Here is a 13,487-nt window from a genome sequence, read left to right on the forward strand (position 1 = left end):
CGGTCGGACACCGGGTTCTACGTTCCCGCTGAGCACCAAGAAGAGCACCACTGTGCGCTGTGCGCACAGCCTGTCGGAACACCGTTGTCTGCACAGGAGGAGCCGTATGCGTCGTCTGCTCGCCGGTCTCACGGTCGGCACATTTCTGCTCGCCACCGCGGCCTGTGGCTCGTCCGACGGATCGAGTTCGTCGAAGAGCACGTCGTCAGGAGGCACCACGACGGTCAAGGTGGGGGTCATCCCCATCGTCGACGTCGCCCCGCTCTACCTCGGCCAGAAGCAGGGCTTCTACACCAAGCACGGCCTGAAGCTGACCATGACGCTCGCGCAGGGCGGCGCGGCCATCGTGCCGGGTGTGGTCAGCGGCCAGTTCCAGTTCGGCTTCTCCAACATGACCTCGCTGATGCTCGCCCAGTCCAACGACGTGCCCGTGAAGGCGATCGCCAACGGTGTCGCCTCAACGGGCGAGTCGGGCAAGGACTTTGGCGCGGTCGTCGTCAAGAAGGGCAGCACGCTCAAGTCCGCGAAGGAGCTGGAGGGCAAGAAGGTCGCGGTCAACACGCTGAAGAACATCAACGAGACGGCCGTACGCGAATCCGTCCGCAAGGCCGGCGGTGACCCGGACAAGGTGAAGTTCGTCGAGCTGGCCTTCGACCAGATGCCGGCCGCGCTCGACAAGGGCCAGATCGACGCCGCGATGGCCGTCGAACCCGCGCTCACCACCATGCTGAACCAGGGCGCCCAGCAGATCGCGTGGCCGTTGGTGGACGTGGCGAAGGACCTCACCGTCGCCATGTACTTCACCTCGCAGACGTACGCCGCCAAGAACCCGGACACCGTCAAGGCGTTCCAGGAGGCCACCGCCGAGTCCCTGGCCTACGCCGACGCGCACCCGGACGAGGTCCGCCAGATCGTCGCCACCTACACCAAGGTCCCGGCGAGCGTGCTGGCCGAGGTGATCCTGCCCAAGTGGCCCGCAGATCCGAACCGTTCGTCGATCGAGGCGCTGGAGAAGCTGAGCGAGACCGACGGCCTCTTCAAGAAGACGCCCGACCTGAACACGCTGCTCCCGTGAAGGGACTGAACACCGCACTCGGTGCGGCCGGACTCGCGGCCTTCCTCGCCCTCGGCGAGGTCGTGCCGCGCGTCGGCATCGTCAAGGAGGCCTACTTCCCGCCGACCAGCCGCATCGCGTCCGCGTTTTGGACCGAGCTAAACGACGGCGCGTTCTGGTCGGCGCTCGGCGACACCCTCACCGGCTGGGCCCTCGGCCTCGCGATCGCCGTCGGCGCGGGCATCGCCGCGGGCGTCCTGCTCTGCGTCGTCCCGTATCTCCGCGAGGCGACCGCCTCGACGATCGAGTTCCTCCGCCCGATCCCGTCGGTCGCCCTCATCCCGCTCGCAGTGCTGTTGTACGGCACCGAGCTGAAGTCGGTGCTATTGCTCGTCGTCTACGCCTCCTTCTGGCAGATCCTGATCCAGGTCCTCTACGGCGTCCAGGACGTCGACCCGGTCGCCGAGGAGACGGCGCGGTCGTACGGTCTCGGCACCTGGGCGCGGGTGCGGCACGTGCTGTGGCCGAGCGCGCTGCCGTACGTCATGACAGGCGTGCGGCTGGCGGCGGCCGTCGCGCTGATCCTCACCATCACCGCCGAACTGGTCATCGGGGCACCGGGGTTGGGCGCGACCATCATGGTGGCGCAGAGCTCTCAGGCCGTGCCCGAGATGTACGCGCTGATCGTGGTGACCGGTCTGCTGGGGCTGATCATCAACGTGGGCGCGCGGACGGTGGAACGGCGGGCGCTGGCCTGGCACCAGTCCGTGCGCGGGGAGGTGACGGTGTGAGGCGCGCTCTGCTCCGGCTGCTGTTCGTGGTCGCGCTCCCGGCGGTGCTGCTCACCGTCTGGTGGCTGGCGTCGGACGGCAGCACCAATGTGTTCTGGCCACCGCTGCGGACCATCCTCAAGACGTTCCCGGACGTGTGGACCGCCGACCGCTTCAGGACGGACGTCCTGCCCAGTGTGTTGCGGCTGACGGCCGGTTACGCCGCGGCGGCCGTCGCCGGGATCGCGCTCGGCACGGTAATCGGCTCCTACCGACGGGTGCGCGCGGTGTGCGAACCGGTCCTGGAGTTCCTGCGCGCGGTACCGCCGCCGGTCCTCGTCCCGGTCATCATGCTGTTCGCGGGCATCGGCGACACCATGAAGATCGTGGTCATCGCGAGCGGCTGCGTCTGGCCGATCCTCCTCAACACGGTCGAGGGCGTCCGCGCGGTCGACCCGGTCATGAAGGAGACGGCCCTCTCCTACGGCATCACGGGCGCCGCCCGCCTGCGGAGCCTGGTGCTGCGCTCGGCGAGCCCGCAGATCTTCACCGGGCTGCGCCAGGCGCTGTCCATCGGGATCATCCTCATGGTCATCAGCGAGATGTTCGCGGGCACCGACGGACTCGGCTACACCGTTGTCCAATTCCAGCGCAGTTTCGCGGTGCCCGACATGTGGACCGGCATCCTCGTCCTCGGGATGCTGGGGTTCCTGCTCTCCGTCGTCTTCCAGGTGGTCGAACGGCGGGTGCTCGGCTGGTACCACGGCCTGCGCGCGGCCGGCCGCCGGTCCCCGTGAACATCGTGAAAGGGCGGTCCATGCACGCGCTACTCGACGTATCCGGCCTCAAAAAGGTCTACGAGGGTTCCGGCCGACGGGTGGAGGCGGTGCGGGACCTCACCTTCACCGTCGACGCCGGCGAACTCGTCTGTCTCGTCGGCCCGTCGGGCTGCGGCAAGACGACCCTGCTGAAGTGCATGGGCGGACTGCTCACCCCGACCGCGGGCGAAGTCCTCCTGGGCGGCAGGAAGGTGAGCGGCCCGCCGCCCGGGATGGCGTTCGTGTTCCAGGAGTACGGACGCAGCCTCTTCCCCTGGATGCGGGTCGGCGAGAACGTCGAACTGCCGTTGAAACAGAAGGACTTGAGCAAGGCACGCAGGCGTGAGCTGGTCGCGGACGCGCTGGAGTCGGTGGGGCTGACGGATGCCGCGGGGGCGTATCCGTGGCAACTGTCCGGCGGTATGCAGCAGCGGGTCGCTATCGCCCGCGCGCTGGCGTACGAGCCCGAAGTCCTGCTGATGGACGAGCCGTTCGCGGCGGTCGACGCGCAGACTCGCGCCGATCTGGAGGACCTGGTACGGGGGTTGTGGCGGGAGCGCGGCATCACGATCCTCTTCGTCACCCACGACATCGACGAGGCCGTCTACTTGGGCGAGCGGGTGGTCGTCCTGTCCGCGTCCCCGACCGTCGTGCAGGAGCAGCTGAAGGTCGATCTGCCCGTGGAGCGCGACCAGTTGCACACCCGGGTCGCCCCGCGCTTCGCCGAACTGCGGACCCACGTCTACGAGCAGATCCAGGCGGCGAAGCGCGGGACTCTCCCGGTCCAGGACCGGCTCACGAAGACAGATACGCCTCCACTTCACTGAACTGCGCTGCCGGCCAACCCGTGTTGGCGGTGACGTTGAGCCGCAGATAGCGCAGGTTGGTGCTGCTGGGCAGGGTCACGGTGACCGTGTTGCCGGTCGCCGGGTCGAAGCGGTAGCCGGTGGCACCGACGACGGTCGAGTAGGTCGATCCTTCGGTGCTGCCCAGCACGGTGACGGTCTCCGTGCGCGCGCTCCACGCGGACGCCGGCGGCAGCTTCAACACCAGCCTGCGCACTGCCTGGTTGGAGCCGAGGTCGACCGTCCAGGCCTGCGGGAAGGCGTTGTTGGCGGACTCCCAGTAGGTGTTCGCGTCGCCGTCGACCGCCTTGCCCGGCGTGTAGACGTCCTGCGAGCCGGTCGCGGTGGCCGGGCGGCCCTTGGCGAGGTTGGTGTTCTGGTCCGGGGGCGGGTTGCCCTGGCCGGGCTGCGGCCAGGTCGAGCAGTCCGACCAGGTGCTGCTCCAGCCGGAGTTGCCGCCGCCGTCGGCGAGGTTGAAGGTGCCGGAGCCGGACGGATAGGGGCAGTTGTAGATACCGGCCGCGCCGACGCCGGCGGCCTGCACGTTGCTGAACTTGGCCGCGCCCTGCGCCTCGGCCTGGACGACGACCGTCCCGGTGTTCTGCACGGTCGCGCCGCTCACGGTGACGTTGCCGGTCGAGTAGCCGTGCCCGCCCCCGGACACGAACTCGAAGGCGCTGTAAGGGCTGTTGGTGATGGTCGTGTTGGTGATGTTGACGGTGGCGTTGACCGCGCTGTCGTAGGAGTCGACGCGCAGCGCGCCCATGGGGTGGTTCCAGTTGGGGTTGATCGCGCCGGTGCGGACGAGGGTGTTGCCGTCGACCGTGATGGTGCCGGAGAGGGGGTAGAAGGGGTCGAGGAACTTCTGGTTGGAGATCGCGATGCCGCTGCCGAGGGCGTTGGTGTCGGAGATCAGGTTGTTCCGGACCGTGATGTTGGTGCCGCCGTAGATCGCGATGCCGTTGGCGAGGTTCGGCTGCGAGATGGTGTTGTTCTCAAAACTGCTGTTGGTGTCCGGGGAGTTGAGCGACCACATGGCGAGGGAGTCGTCGCCCTGGTTGCGGAGGAAGTTGTTGCGGACGATCACGCCGTGGGCGGTGCCGTTGAGGTTGAGGCCGTCGGCGGTGGTGTCGAGGACGCGGTTGTTCTCGACGACGAGGTTGTCGTTGTTGCCGGTCAGCCAGAAGCCGCACTTGAGGTGCTGGATCCACATCCCGGAGACCGAACTCCCGGGCCCGAGCGTCCCGTTGACGAAGTTGTCGGGGTTGGAGTCGACGCGCTCGGTGACCTCGCCGATGACCGCGAAGTCCTTGATGTGGACGCCGCCGGAGGAGCCGGACTGGTCGATGAAGCGCGAGGTGTGCACGACCGAGTACCACTGACCGGCGCCCTGGAGCGTCACGTTCTGCACGCCGCTGAGGGAGGAGGTGAGCCGGTAGTCGCCCGGCGGTATCCACACCACTCCCCCTTGGGCGGCGGAGATGGCGTCGCGGAAGGCCTGGGTGGAATCGCCCGCGCCGCTTGGGTCGGCGCCCTTGGAGACCACGGACACCGAACCGGCGGGCTGCGCGGCGGCCCCGGCGACCTGCTCGAAGTCGGCCACGTCCACGGTGACTTGGGTGCCCGTCGACACGAACGCGACCTTGTCGCCCTGCTGGACGTTCTGGCCGAGCAGGAGGCGCGCGTTGTCGAAGAAGTGGTGCGTCTTGGCACCCGCGATCCAACCGGTGTCGACGTACGAGTACTTGGACGTGACGGCGAGCGTCCGGCTGATCTTGGTGCCGTTGACGTAGACGTCGAGGCTGCCGCTCTGGCCGTCCGGGACGCTGTAGGACACGTTCACGGCGTTGGCCGCGCGCGGCACGGTGAACTCGACCCGCTGCCCGGAGGTGAGCCGCACGGCCTGCCGTCCGGAGGCCTCGGAGGCGAGGGTCCCCTGGGTGTAGTCGGGGCCGATCCTGGTGCCGGTGGAGGTGGCCGCCTCGGCCTCGACGGAGGTGAAGGGGAGGGAGGCGCCCGAGGCCGCGTGGGCGGCGGCCGGGGTCAGGGCGACGAGCATGCCTGCCGCGAGCGCGACAGCCGTACCGATTGTTGGCATGCGCCTGACAGATCTGAGCATGGTGCTGTGCATGTGCTGATCCCTTCGGGGTGGGGGTACGGGGATAGCGAATGCAGGGTGACGGCCGATGGCCGGCGGCTATGCGGTGTGCAACCAGGCGGCCGTGTCCCGCGGGAGGCGGCCCTGGTCGTCCAGCGGGCCGCTGGTCAGCAGGAGGCGGGTGTGCGCGGGGAGGTCGGCGGGCGTGTCGGCGAGGTTGACCACGCAGATCGCACCCTCCGGGCGAATGAAGGCGAGGACGCCGTCGGGGGCGGGCAGCCAGGTGAGGGGGCCGTCACCGAAGGCCGGCCGGAGGCTGATCGCCTCGCGGTAGAGGTTGAGCATGGAGTCGACGGTCTGCTGCTGGCGGTCGACCGCATACGATGTCCAGCCGGCCGGCTGCGGCAGCCACGGCTCACCGCTTGAACCGAAGCCCGCATACGGCGCGTCGGCCACCCATGGCAGCGGCACCCGGCAGCCGTCGCGGCCGGGGTCGGTGCCGCCCGACCGGAGGTACATCGGATCCTGTATGCGGTCGACCGGAAGCTCGACCTCGGGCAGTCCCAGCTCCTCCCCCTGGTAGAGGTAGACGACCCCGGGCAGGGCCAGCGACAGCAGCGCCGCCGCCCTGGCACGCCGGGTGCCAAGGGCGAGGTCGGTCGGGGTGCCGAAGGCCTTGGTGGCGAAGTCGAAGCCGGTGTCGGTGCGGCCGTAGCGGGTGACCGTGCGGGTCACGTCGTGGTTGCACAGCACCCAGGTGGCGGGGGCGCCGATCGGGGCGTGCTCGGCGAGGGTCTCGTCGATCGAGGCGCGCAGCCGGTTCGGGTCCCAGGGGCAGGACAGGAAGGAGAAGTTGAAGGCGGTGTGCAGTTCGTCGGGGCGCAGATAGCGGGCGAAGCGTTCGGTGTCGGGGAGCCAGACCTCGCCGACGAACACGGCGCCGTACTCGTCGGCGACGGCCCGCCAGGAGCGGTAGATGTCGTGGAGTTCGTCGCGGTCGACGAAGGGGTTCGGGTCGCGGCCCTCGACGAAGTCGGGCAGGGCGGGGTCCTTGGCGAGCAGTGCGGCCGAGTCGATGCGGACGCCCGCGACGCCGCGCTCAAACCAGAAGCGCAGGATGTCCTCGTGCTCCTGACGCACCGCCGGGTGCGCCCAGTTGAGGTCGGGCTGCTCGGGGGTGAACAGGTGGAGGTACCAGTCGCCGTCGGGGAGGCGGGTCCACACGGGTTCGGTGGAGCCGGCGAACTGCGACGGCCAGTCGTTGGGCGGAAGTTCACCGTGTGCGCCGCGTCCCGGGCGGAAGTGGAACAGGTCGCGTTCGGGGCCGCCGGCGAGGGCGGCGCGGAACCACGGGTGCTGGTCGGAGACGTGGTTCGGCACAATGTCGACGATCGTGCGGATGCCCAACTCCCGTGCCTCGGCGATGAGTTTCTCGGCCTCGGCGAGCGAACCGAAGGCCGGGTCGATGGCACGGTAGTCGGCGACGTCGTAGCCGCCGTCCTTCAGCGGTGACAGATACCAGGGGTTGAACCACAGGGCGTCCACGCCGAGTTCGGCGAGATACGGCAGTCGGGAGCGGACGCCCGCGAGGTCGCCGGTGCCGTCGCCGTCGCCGTCCGCGAAGCTGCGGACGTAGACCTGGTAGATGACGGCGGAGCGCCACCAGTCGTCGTGGCTCTGGGCAGGGGTGGGCTGTCCCACGGTGCTGGCCTTTCTGTCGGGGGCGTCGAAGGGGGCGGTGTCAGCCCTTCGTGCTGCCCGCGCTGATCCCGGCGATGATGTGGCGCTGGAAGACCAGGAACATCGCGACCATGGGGATGCTCGCGATCACCATCGCGGCGATGAGCACGGTCAGTTGGATGTTCTGCGACAGCTGGACGAGTGCCACGCTGATGGGCTGTTTGTCGGTGTCGGAGAAGACCATCAGCGGCCACAGGAAGTCCTGCCACACGGCGACGAGCGCGAAGATCGACACGACGCCGAGGACCGGCCGGGACATGGGCAGCACGATGGACCACAGGATGCGGAGTTTTCCGGCGCCGTCGATCTCGGCGGCCTCCATGACGTCGCGCGGGAGTTGGTCGAAGAACCGCTTGAGGAGATACAGGTTGAAGGCGTTGGCGACGGCGGGGAGCCAGATGCCGAGGGGGTCGTTCAGCAGGCTGGTGTGGATCAGCGGGAGGTCGGCGACGGTCAGGTACTTCGGTACAACCAGGGCCTGCGCCGGGACCATCAGCGTCGCCAGGATGCCGCCGAGGATCAACTTGCCGAAGGCGGGCTTCAGTTTGGACAGGGCGTAGGCGGCAGCCGTGCAGAGGACCAGCTGGAACGCCCAGGCGCCGGCGGCCTGGACGACCGTGTTCCACAGGTGCTCCGGGAGCTGCATCAGGTCCCAGGCGTCGGTGTAGCCGCTGAGGTGCCAGTGCTTGGGGATGATCGTGGGCGGGGTCTGCGCGATCTCGTCCGGCGACTTCATCGCGCCGGTGACCATCCAGTAGACGGGGAAGAGGAAGGCGAGCGCGAAGAGCACGACGACGCCGGTGAACACCGTCCAGTAGACGGCCTTTCCGCGCGGCCGGGCGAGGGCCGCCGGGGAGAGCAGCGTGCGGGTGGTCACAGGTCGTCCTCTCCGGAGCGGGTCAGCCGCAGGTAGACGGCGGAGAAGGCGCCGAGCAGCACGAGGAGCATCACGCTGAGCGCGCAGGCGCCGCCGAAGTCGTTGTAGAGGAAGGCGTATTTGTAGATCAGGTAGAGGACGGTGACGGTGGCGCTCTCCGGTCCGCCGCCTGTGATGACGAACGGTTCGGTGAACACCTGCATCGTGGCGATGATCTGAAGGAGCATCAGCATCAGGATGACGAAGCGTGTCTGAGGGATCGTCACGTACCGGACGCGTTGCAGCAGGCTCGCGCCGTCCAGTTCGGCGGCCTCGTACAGCTCGCCCGGGATGGACTGGAGCGCGGCCAGGTAGATGAGGACGGTGCCGCCCAGGTTGGCCCAAGTGGCCACGATCACCAGGGAGATGAGGGCGGTGTCGGTGCCGTTGGACCAGTTCGAGGTGGGCAGGTGCAGGAAGCGGAGCGTCTCGTTGGCGAGGCCGGCTCCCGGGTCGTAGAACCACTTCCACAGGAGGGCGGTGACCACCGGCGGGATCATCACCGGGAGGTAGACGACGACCCTGAAGAAGGCTTTCCAGTGCCTCAACTCGTTGAGGACCAGGGCGAGTACGAACGGGATCGCGAAGCCGATGAGGAGGGCCAGCAGGGTGAAGACGAGGGTGTTGCGCCAGGCGGCGGTGAACTCGGGGTCGTGCCAGACCTGGGTGAAGTTGTCGGTGCCGACCCACTCGGGCGAGGAACCGGGCGTGTACTTCTGGAAGGAGATCACGACCGCGCGGATCGCCGGGTACCAGGAGAACAGGGCGAAGCAGATGAGGCCGCCGATGAGGAACGCGTAGGCACGGGCCTGGTCGAGGAGGCGGCGCCGCCCCCGGCCCCCTACCGGGGGCGGCGCCTCGACCTGTCGTACCGTCGTCGGCTCGACGGGACTCCGGGTGGCCGTCCGGGTCATCGGGTCAGCCCCGGGCCAGGATGCCGTCGATCTTTCCGGAGGCGTCCTTGAGGAGTTGGTCGATGTTCGCGTCCTTCTTCGTGAGGACCGCGGAGACGGCTCCGTCGAGGACGGAGTAGATCTGCTGCGCGTCCGGCGGCTCGATCTTCATCTGGAGCGACTGGTTGCCGTCGAGGAAGGCCTGGTAATTCGCCACCGGGACATTGGAGTTGGCCTTCTTGACCTGCTGGTCCTTGGCGTCGGCGGCACCGGTGAACAGCCGCGGCTCGGGCAGTCCGACGGGTGCGTTGGCCGCCTTGGCGCGGGCGTAGTCGCCGAGGAAGCCGCTGCCCGGGGTGAGGAACATGCTGTCGAGCCACTTGAGTCCGGCGCGGATCTGGGCGGGCGTGTCGTGCTTGTTGAACATGTAGCCGTCGCCGCCGATGAGCGTGCCCTGGCCGCCGGGCATCGGGCCGAGGGCGAGGTCGTCGTAGTTGCCGCCCTTCTCCTTGACCAGGATCGGGATGTTGTCCGGGGCGGAGAGGTACATGCCGAGCTTGCCCGAACCCATCAGCTGCTGCACGTCGTTGATGACGAGGAGCTGCTTGCTGCCCATGGAGTTGTCGGTCCAGCGCATGTCGTGCAGGTTCTGCAGCACGGCGTGGCCCTGGGGCGTGTCGACGGTGGCCTTCTTGCCGTCGGCGCTGACGACGTCGCCGCCCTGCGAGTACATCTCGGCGGTGAAGTGCCAACCCCCTTGGTTCTGGGCGCTGTAGTCGGCGTAGCCGACGGTGCCGTTGCCGAGCGCGGCTATCTTCTTGGCGTCGGCACGGACCTCGGCCCAGGTCGTCGGCGCCTTGTCGGGGTCGAGGCCGGCCTGCTGGAAGAGCTTGCGGTTGTAGATCAGGCCCATCGAGTAGCCGGTGCGCGGGATGCCGTAGATCTTGCCGTCGACGGTGTAGATGTCACGCAGCTGCTTCTGCAGCGTGTCGTAACTCTTCAACTCCTTGATGTACGGCGTGAGATCGGCCGCCTGGTTGATGTTCACGACGTGCTTGGCGTCGGTGAAGTACGTGTAGAACACGTCCTCCATCTGGCCGCCGGCGAGTTTGGCGTCGAAGGTCTTCGGATCCTGGCAGGGGAACGCGTCATGGGTGACGACGTCGATGTCCGGGTTCTTCTTCTCGAAGGACGCGACGTCGGAGTCGAAGAACTTGCGGTCGACCTTGGCGCTCTTGGGCGGCTCGCAGTTGACCGTGATGCGCGTCTTGCCGCTCGCCGAGTCGTCGCCGGACCCGCAGGCGGAGGCAGTGAGCGCGAGAGAACAGACGCCGATCGCGGCGAAGGTGCGGCGGAACCCGGTGCTTCTCATCGGTGGACCCCTCTGGGCAGGAGCGGTGGGCGCCGCACACTCAAGCACCGCCGACACCTGTCCGCAAGATGTCGCGCAGAATCTGTAATTATTCGACAGCGCGATGTCTCTCAGTCGCGCGGGGCTTGCGCGGTGGAACCCCTGACTACCAGTTCGGGTTCGAAGAGCAGTTCCTCGGGCGGTACGGCGGAGCCGCCGACCTGTGCGTTGAGCAGCTCGACGGCCGCCCGGCCCATGGCTTCGATGGGCTGACGGACGGTGGTCAGCGGGGGTTCGGTGCAGTTCATGAAGGCGGAGTCGTCGTAACCGACGACAGAAATTTGTGACGGGACGTCAAGTCCCTTGCGGCGGGCGGCCCTTATGGCGCCCAGGGCGAGGGGGTCGCTGGCGCAGATGATGCCGGTGACGCCCCGGTCGATCAGCCGGGAGGCGGCGGCGTGGCCGCCCTCGATGGAGAAGATGGCGCGCGCGACGAACTCGTCGGGCAGGTCCCCGGAAAGGGCCTGGGCGGCGGCCAGCTTCCTTGCCGACGGCATGTGGTCGGCGGGGCCGAGGACGAGCCCGATGCGCTCGTGGCCGAGGGAGGCGAGGTGTCGCCAGGCCTGCTCGACGGCGACCGCGTCGTCGCAGGAGACGGCGGGGAAACCGAGGTGGTCGATGGCCGCGTTGACCAGGACGACGGGGATGTTGCGCTCGGCGAGCAGCCGGTAGTGGTCGTGCGGCGCGTCCGCCTGCGCGTACAGACCGCCGGCGAACACGACTCCGGAGACCTGCTGTTGCAGCAGCAACGTCACATAGTCGGCCTCCGAGACCCCGCCCTTGGTCTGGGTGCAGAGCACCGGGGTGAGGCCGAGTTGGGCGAGCGCGCCGCCGATCACCTCGGCGAAGGCGGGGAAGATGGGGTTCTGCAGCTCGGGCAGCACCAGACCCACGAGCCGCGCGCGTTCGCCGCGCAGTTGGGTGGGCCGCTCGTAGCCGAGGACGTCCAGGGCAGAGAGCACCGCCTGCCGGGTGGGCTCGGAGACTCCTGGTTTGCCGTTGAGCACCCGGCTGACCGTGGCCTCGCTGACCCCGACCTTCTTCGCCACCTCAGCAAGTCGTCGCGTCATGTGCGCAAGAATAGCGCAAGATGCGCAAGTGGTTTGCGTTATGCGTCAGCCGAGTGGGGCGGGCCCGGCTCCCGGTGCGGGTCAGTCGTGGGCGGCCCACAGACCGCGGACGTGCCCCAGGTGCCGGGTCATGATCTCACGCACGGCCCGCTTGTCACGGTCCAACAGGGCGTCGAGAAGGTCGAGATGCTCCTGGGCGGAGGCCAGCAGGCGCCCCTCCTGGACGAGGGCGGTGAGCCCGTAGAGACGGGACCTCCCCCGCAGGTCGCCGACGACCTCGACGAGGTGGGCGTTGCCGGCCAGGGCGAGCAGTCCGAGATGGAAGCGGGTGTCGGCCTCGACATACGCGATGAGGTCGCCGGCCACGGCGGCGCCGACGATCTCCCGGGCGGCCGGACGCAGCGCCTCCAGCGAGACGGGGTCAGCGGTCTCGGCCAGCCCCACCACGGTGGGGATCTCGATCAGGGCGCGGATGTGGGTGTACTCGTCGAGCTGCTTCTCCGAGACGGCGGTGACCCGGAATCCCTTGTTCGGGACGGTGTCGACCAGTCCCTCCTTGGCCAGGTCCAGCATGGCCTCGCGCACCGGGGTCGCCGAGACGCCGAAGCGGGCGGCGAGCGTCGGCGCGGAGTACACCTCGCCCGGCCGCAGCTCCCCCGCGATCATCGCGGCCCGCAGGGCATCGACGACCCGCTCGCGGTAACTGCTCTTCTTCCCGCCCAGCGTGGGCAGATCCGGGGCAGTGGTGGGCGGGGCGCTGGTGCGCTGGGCGACCATCGAATCTCCTAGTGGTGCAATGTCACACTCTGTGCAGGGGTCACACTCTGTGCAATGTCACGCGTGACCGGCCATTATCCCCCGGCTAGAGGACGAATCCGCCCGGGAACGGATCGGTGGGGTCGAGCAGGTACTGGGCGGTGCCGGTGATCCAGGCGCGGCCGGTGAAGCTGGGCAGGACGGCGGGGATACCGGCGACCTCGGTGGTGCCGAGGAGCCGTCCGGTGAACTCGGTGCCGATGAAGGACTCGTTCACGAACTCGGTGTGCAACGGGAGTTCGCCGCGCGCGTGGAGTTGTGCCATCCGGGCGCTGGTGCCCGTGCCGCAGGGCGAGCGGTCGAACCAGCCGGGGTGGATCGCCATCGCGTGCCGTGAGTGGCGGGCGGTGGCGCCGGGCGCGTACAGGTGGACGTGGTGGCAGCCGCGGATGGAGGGGTCCTCGGGGTGGACGGGCTCGTCCCGCTCATTGATCGCCTCCATGAGGGACAGGCCCGCCTTGATGATGTCGTCCTTGCGCGCGCGGTCGAAGGGCAGCTCGAACTGGTCCAGCGGCAGGATGGCGTAGAAGTTGCCGCCGTACGCCATGTCGTATGTCACCGTCCGCCCGTCGGCGAGGTTGGCTTTGCGGTCCAGGCCGACGGAGAAGGACGGGACGTTCTTCAGGGTGACGTTCTTCGCGGCGCCGTTCTCGACCGCGACCTCGGCGACGACGAGTCCGGCCGGGGTGTCGAGCCGGATCGTGGTGACCGGCTCGACGACCTCGACCATGCCCGTCTCGACGAGCACGGTGGCCACGCCGATCGTGCCGTGCCCGCACATCGGCAGATAGCCGGAGACCTCGATGTAGACGACGCCCCAGTCGCAGTCGGGGCGCGTGGACGGCTGGAGGATCGCCCCGCTCATCGCGGAGTGGCCGCGCGGCTCGTTCATCAGGAACTGCCGGATGTGGTCGCGGTGTTCGCGGAAGTACAGCCGCCGCTCGTTCATGGTCGCGCCGGGGATGGCGCCGATGCCGCCGGTGATCACGCGGGTGGGCATGCCCTCGGTGTGCGAGTCGACGGCGTGCAGGACGAGTTTGCTGCGCATGACGCTCC

The 13,487-nt window shown here is 68.6% G+C and carries 12 protein-coding genes; 4 read left to right on the plus strand and 8 right to left on the minus strand.

The genetic code is table 11. The features are described 5' to 3' along the window. The first annotated feature begins 106 nt into the window (after window positions 1–106). Genes OO70_RS18555 through OO70_RS18570 form a run of 4 tightly spaced genes read left to right on the plus strand, consistent with a single transcriptional unit; the run spans window position 107 to window position 3,469 of the window. Window positions 107–1,075, plus strand: a complete 969-nt coding sequence (locus OO70_RS18555; protein WP_043671766.1) for an ABC transporter substrate-binding protein — start codon at window positions 107–109, stop codon at window positions 1,073–1,075. Further along, window positions 1,072–1,845, plus strand: a complete 774-nt coding sequence (locus OO70_RS18560; protein ID WP_043671769.1) for an ABC transporter permease — start codon at window positions 1,072–1,074, stop codon at window positions 1,843–1,845. The genes OO70_RS18555 and OO70_RS18560 overlap by 4 nt, the downstream gene beginning before the upstream one ends. After that, window positions 1,842–2,621 carry an ABC transporter permease gene (locus OO70_RS18565; protein ID WP_043671771.1) on the plus strand — a complete coding sequence of 260 codons (780 nt, stop codon included), beginning with the start codon at window positions 1,842–1,844 and terminating at the stop codon, window positions 2,619–2,621. The genes OO70_RS18560 and OO70_RS18565 overlap by 4 nt, the downstream gene beginning before the upstream one ends. A gap of 20 nt (window positions 2,622–2,641) precedes the next feature. Then, complete coding sequence (locus tag OO70_RS18570) at window positions 2,642–3,469, plus strand: ABC transporter ATP-binding protein (protein ID WP_199827335.1); 828 nt, start codon at window positions 2,642–2,644, stop codon at window positions 3,467–3,469. Here the strand turns inward: OO70_RS18570 and OO70_RS18575 are convergent. The 8 genes from OO70_RS18575 to OO70_RS18610 form a co-directional block, all read right to left on the minus strand. Then, entirely contained in the window at window positions 3,438–5,618 is a 2,181-nt protein-coding gene (locus tag OO70_RS18575; protein WP_043671774.1) for a discoidin domain-containing protein, read from the minus strand. The two genes, OO70_RS18570 and OO70_RS18575, sit on opposite strands and share 32 nt — an antisense overlap. A gap of 66 nt (window positions 5,619–5,684) precedes the next feature. Beyond that, window positions 5,685–7,286 (minus strand): glycoside hydrolase family 13 protein, encoded by a 1,602-nt coding sequence (locus tag OO70_RS18580; protein WP_043671777.1) that lies wholly within the window; start codon window positions 7,284–7,286, stop codon window positions 5,685–5,687. A gap of 40 nt (window positions 7,287–7,326) precedes the next feature. Then, window positions 7,327–8,202 (minus strand): carbohydrate ABC transporter permease, encoded by an 876-nt coding sequence (locus tag OO70_RS18585; protein ID WP_043671780.1) that lies wholly within the window; start codon window positions 8,200–8,202, stop codon window positions 7,327–7,329. Next, complete coding sequence (locus tag OO70_RS18590; RefSeq protein WP_043671783.1) at window positions 8,199–9,155, minus strand: carbohydrate ABC transporter permease; 957 nt, start codon at window positions 9,153–9,155, stop codon at window positions 8,199–8,201. The genes OO70_RS18585 and OO70_RS18590 overlap by 4 nt, the downstream gene beginning before the upstream one ends. Window positions 9,156–9,159: 4 nt before the next feature. Next, window positions 9,160–10,506 carry an ABC transporter substrate-binding protein gene (locus OO70_RS18595; protein WP_043671786.1) on the minus strand — a complete coding sequence of 449 codons (1,347 nt, stop codon included), beginning with the start codon at window positions 10,504–10,506 and terminating at the stop codon, window positions 9,160–9,162. 110 nt (window positions 10,507–10,616) lie between these two features. Beyond that, window positions 10,617–11,615 carry a LacI family DNA-binding transcriptional regulator gene (locus OO70_RS18600; RefSeq protein ID WP_199827336.1) on the minus strand — a complete coding sequence of 333 codons (999 nt, stop codon included), beginning with the start codon at window positions 11,613–11,615 and terminating at the stop codon, window positions 10,617–10,619. Between the two features lie 81 nt (window positions 11,616–11,696). Continuing rightward, on the minus strand, window positions 11,697–12,392 hold the full coding sequence (locus OO70_RS18605) for a GntR family transcriptional regulator (RefSeq protein ID WP_043671792.1): 696 nt from the start codon (window positions 12,390–12,392) through the stop codon (window positions 11,697–11,699). An 85-nt stretch (window positions 12,393–12,477) separates the two neighbouring features. Then, complete coding sequence (locus OO70_RS18610) at window positions 12,478–13,479, minus strand: proline racemase family protein (RefSeq protein WP_043671795.1); 1,002 nt, start codon at window positions 13,477–13,479, stop codon at window positions 12,478–12,480. Window positions 13,480–13,487: the final 8 nt, after the last annotated feature.

The organism is Streptomyces xylophagus, from assembly GCF_000716435.1.
In the GTDB taxonomy this organism is placed as follows: domain Bacteria; phylum Actinomycetota; class Actinomycetes; order Streptomycetales; family Streptomycetaceae; genus Streptomyces; species Streptomyces xylophagus.

Coding starts and splice junctions, on each gene's coding strand:
- OO70_RS18570 (WP_199827335.1), top strand. CDS start 2,642: ATGCACGCGCTACTCGACGTATCCGGCCTCAAAAAGGTCTACGAGGGT.
- OO70_RS18575 (WP_043671774.1), bottom strand. CDS start 5,618: ATGCACAGCACCATGCTCAGATCTGTCAGGCGCATGCCAACAATCGGT.
- OO70_RS18590 (WP_043671783.1), bottom strand. CDS start 9,155: ATGACCCGGACGGCCACCCGGAGTCCCGTCGAGCCGACGACGGTACGA.
- OO70_RS18595 (WP_043671786.1), bottom strand. CDS start 10,506: ATGAGAAGCACCGGGTTCCGCCGCACCTTCGCCGCGATCGGCGTCTGT.
- OO70_RS18555 (WP_043671766.1), top strand. CDS start 107: ATGCGTCGTCTGCTCGCCGGTCTCACGGTCGGCACATTTCTGCTCGCC.
- OO70_RS18605 (WP_043671792.1), bottom strand. CDS start 12,392: ATGGTCGCCCAGCGCACCAGCGCCCCGCCCACCACTGCCCCGGATCTG.
- OO70_RS18600 (WP_199827336.1), bottom strand. CDS start 11,615: ATGACGCGACGACTTGCTGAGGTGGCGAAGAAGGTCGGGGTCAGCGAG.
- OO70_RS18610 (WP_043671795.1), bottom strand. CDS start 13,479: ATGCGCAGCAAACTCGTCCTGCACGCCGTCGACTCGCACACCGAGGGC.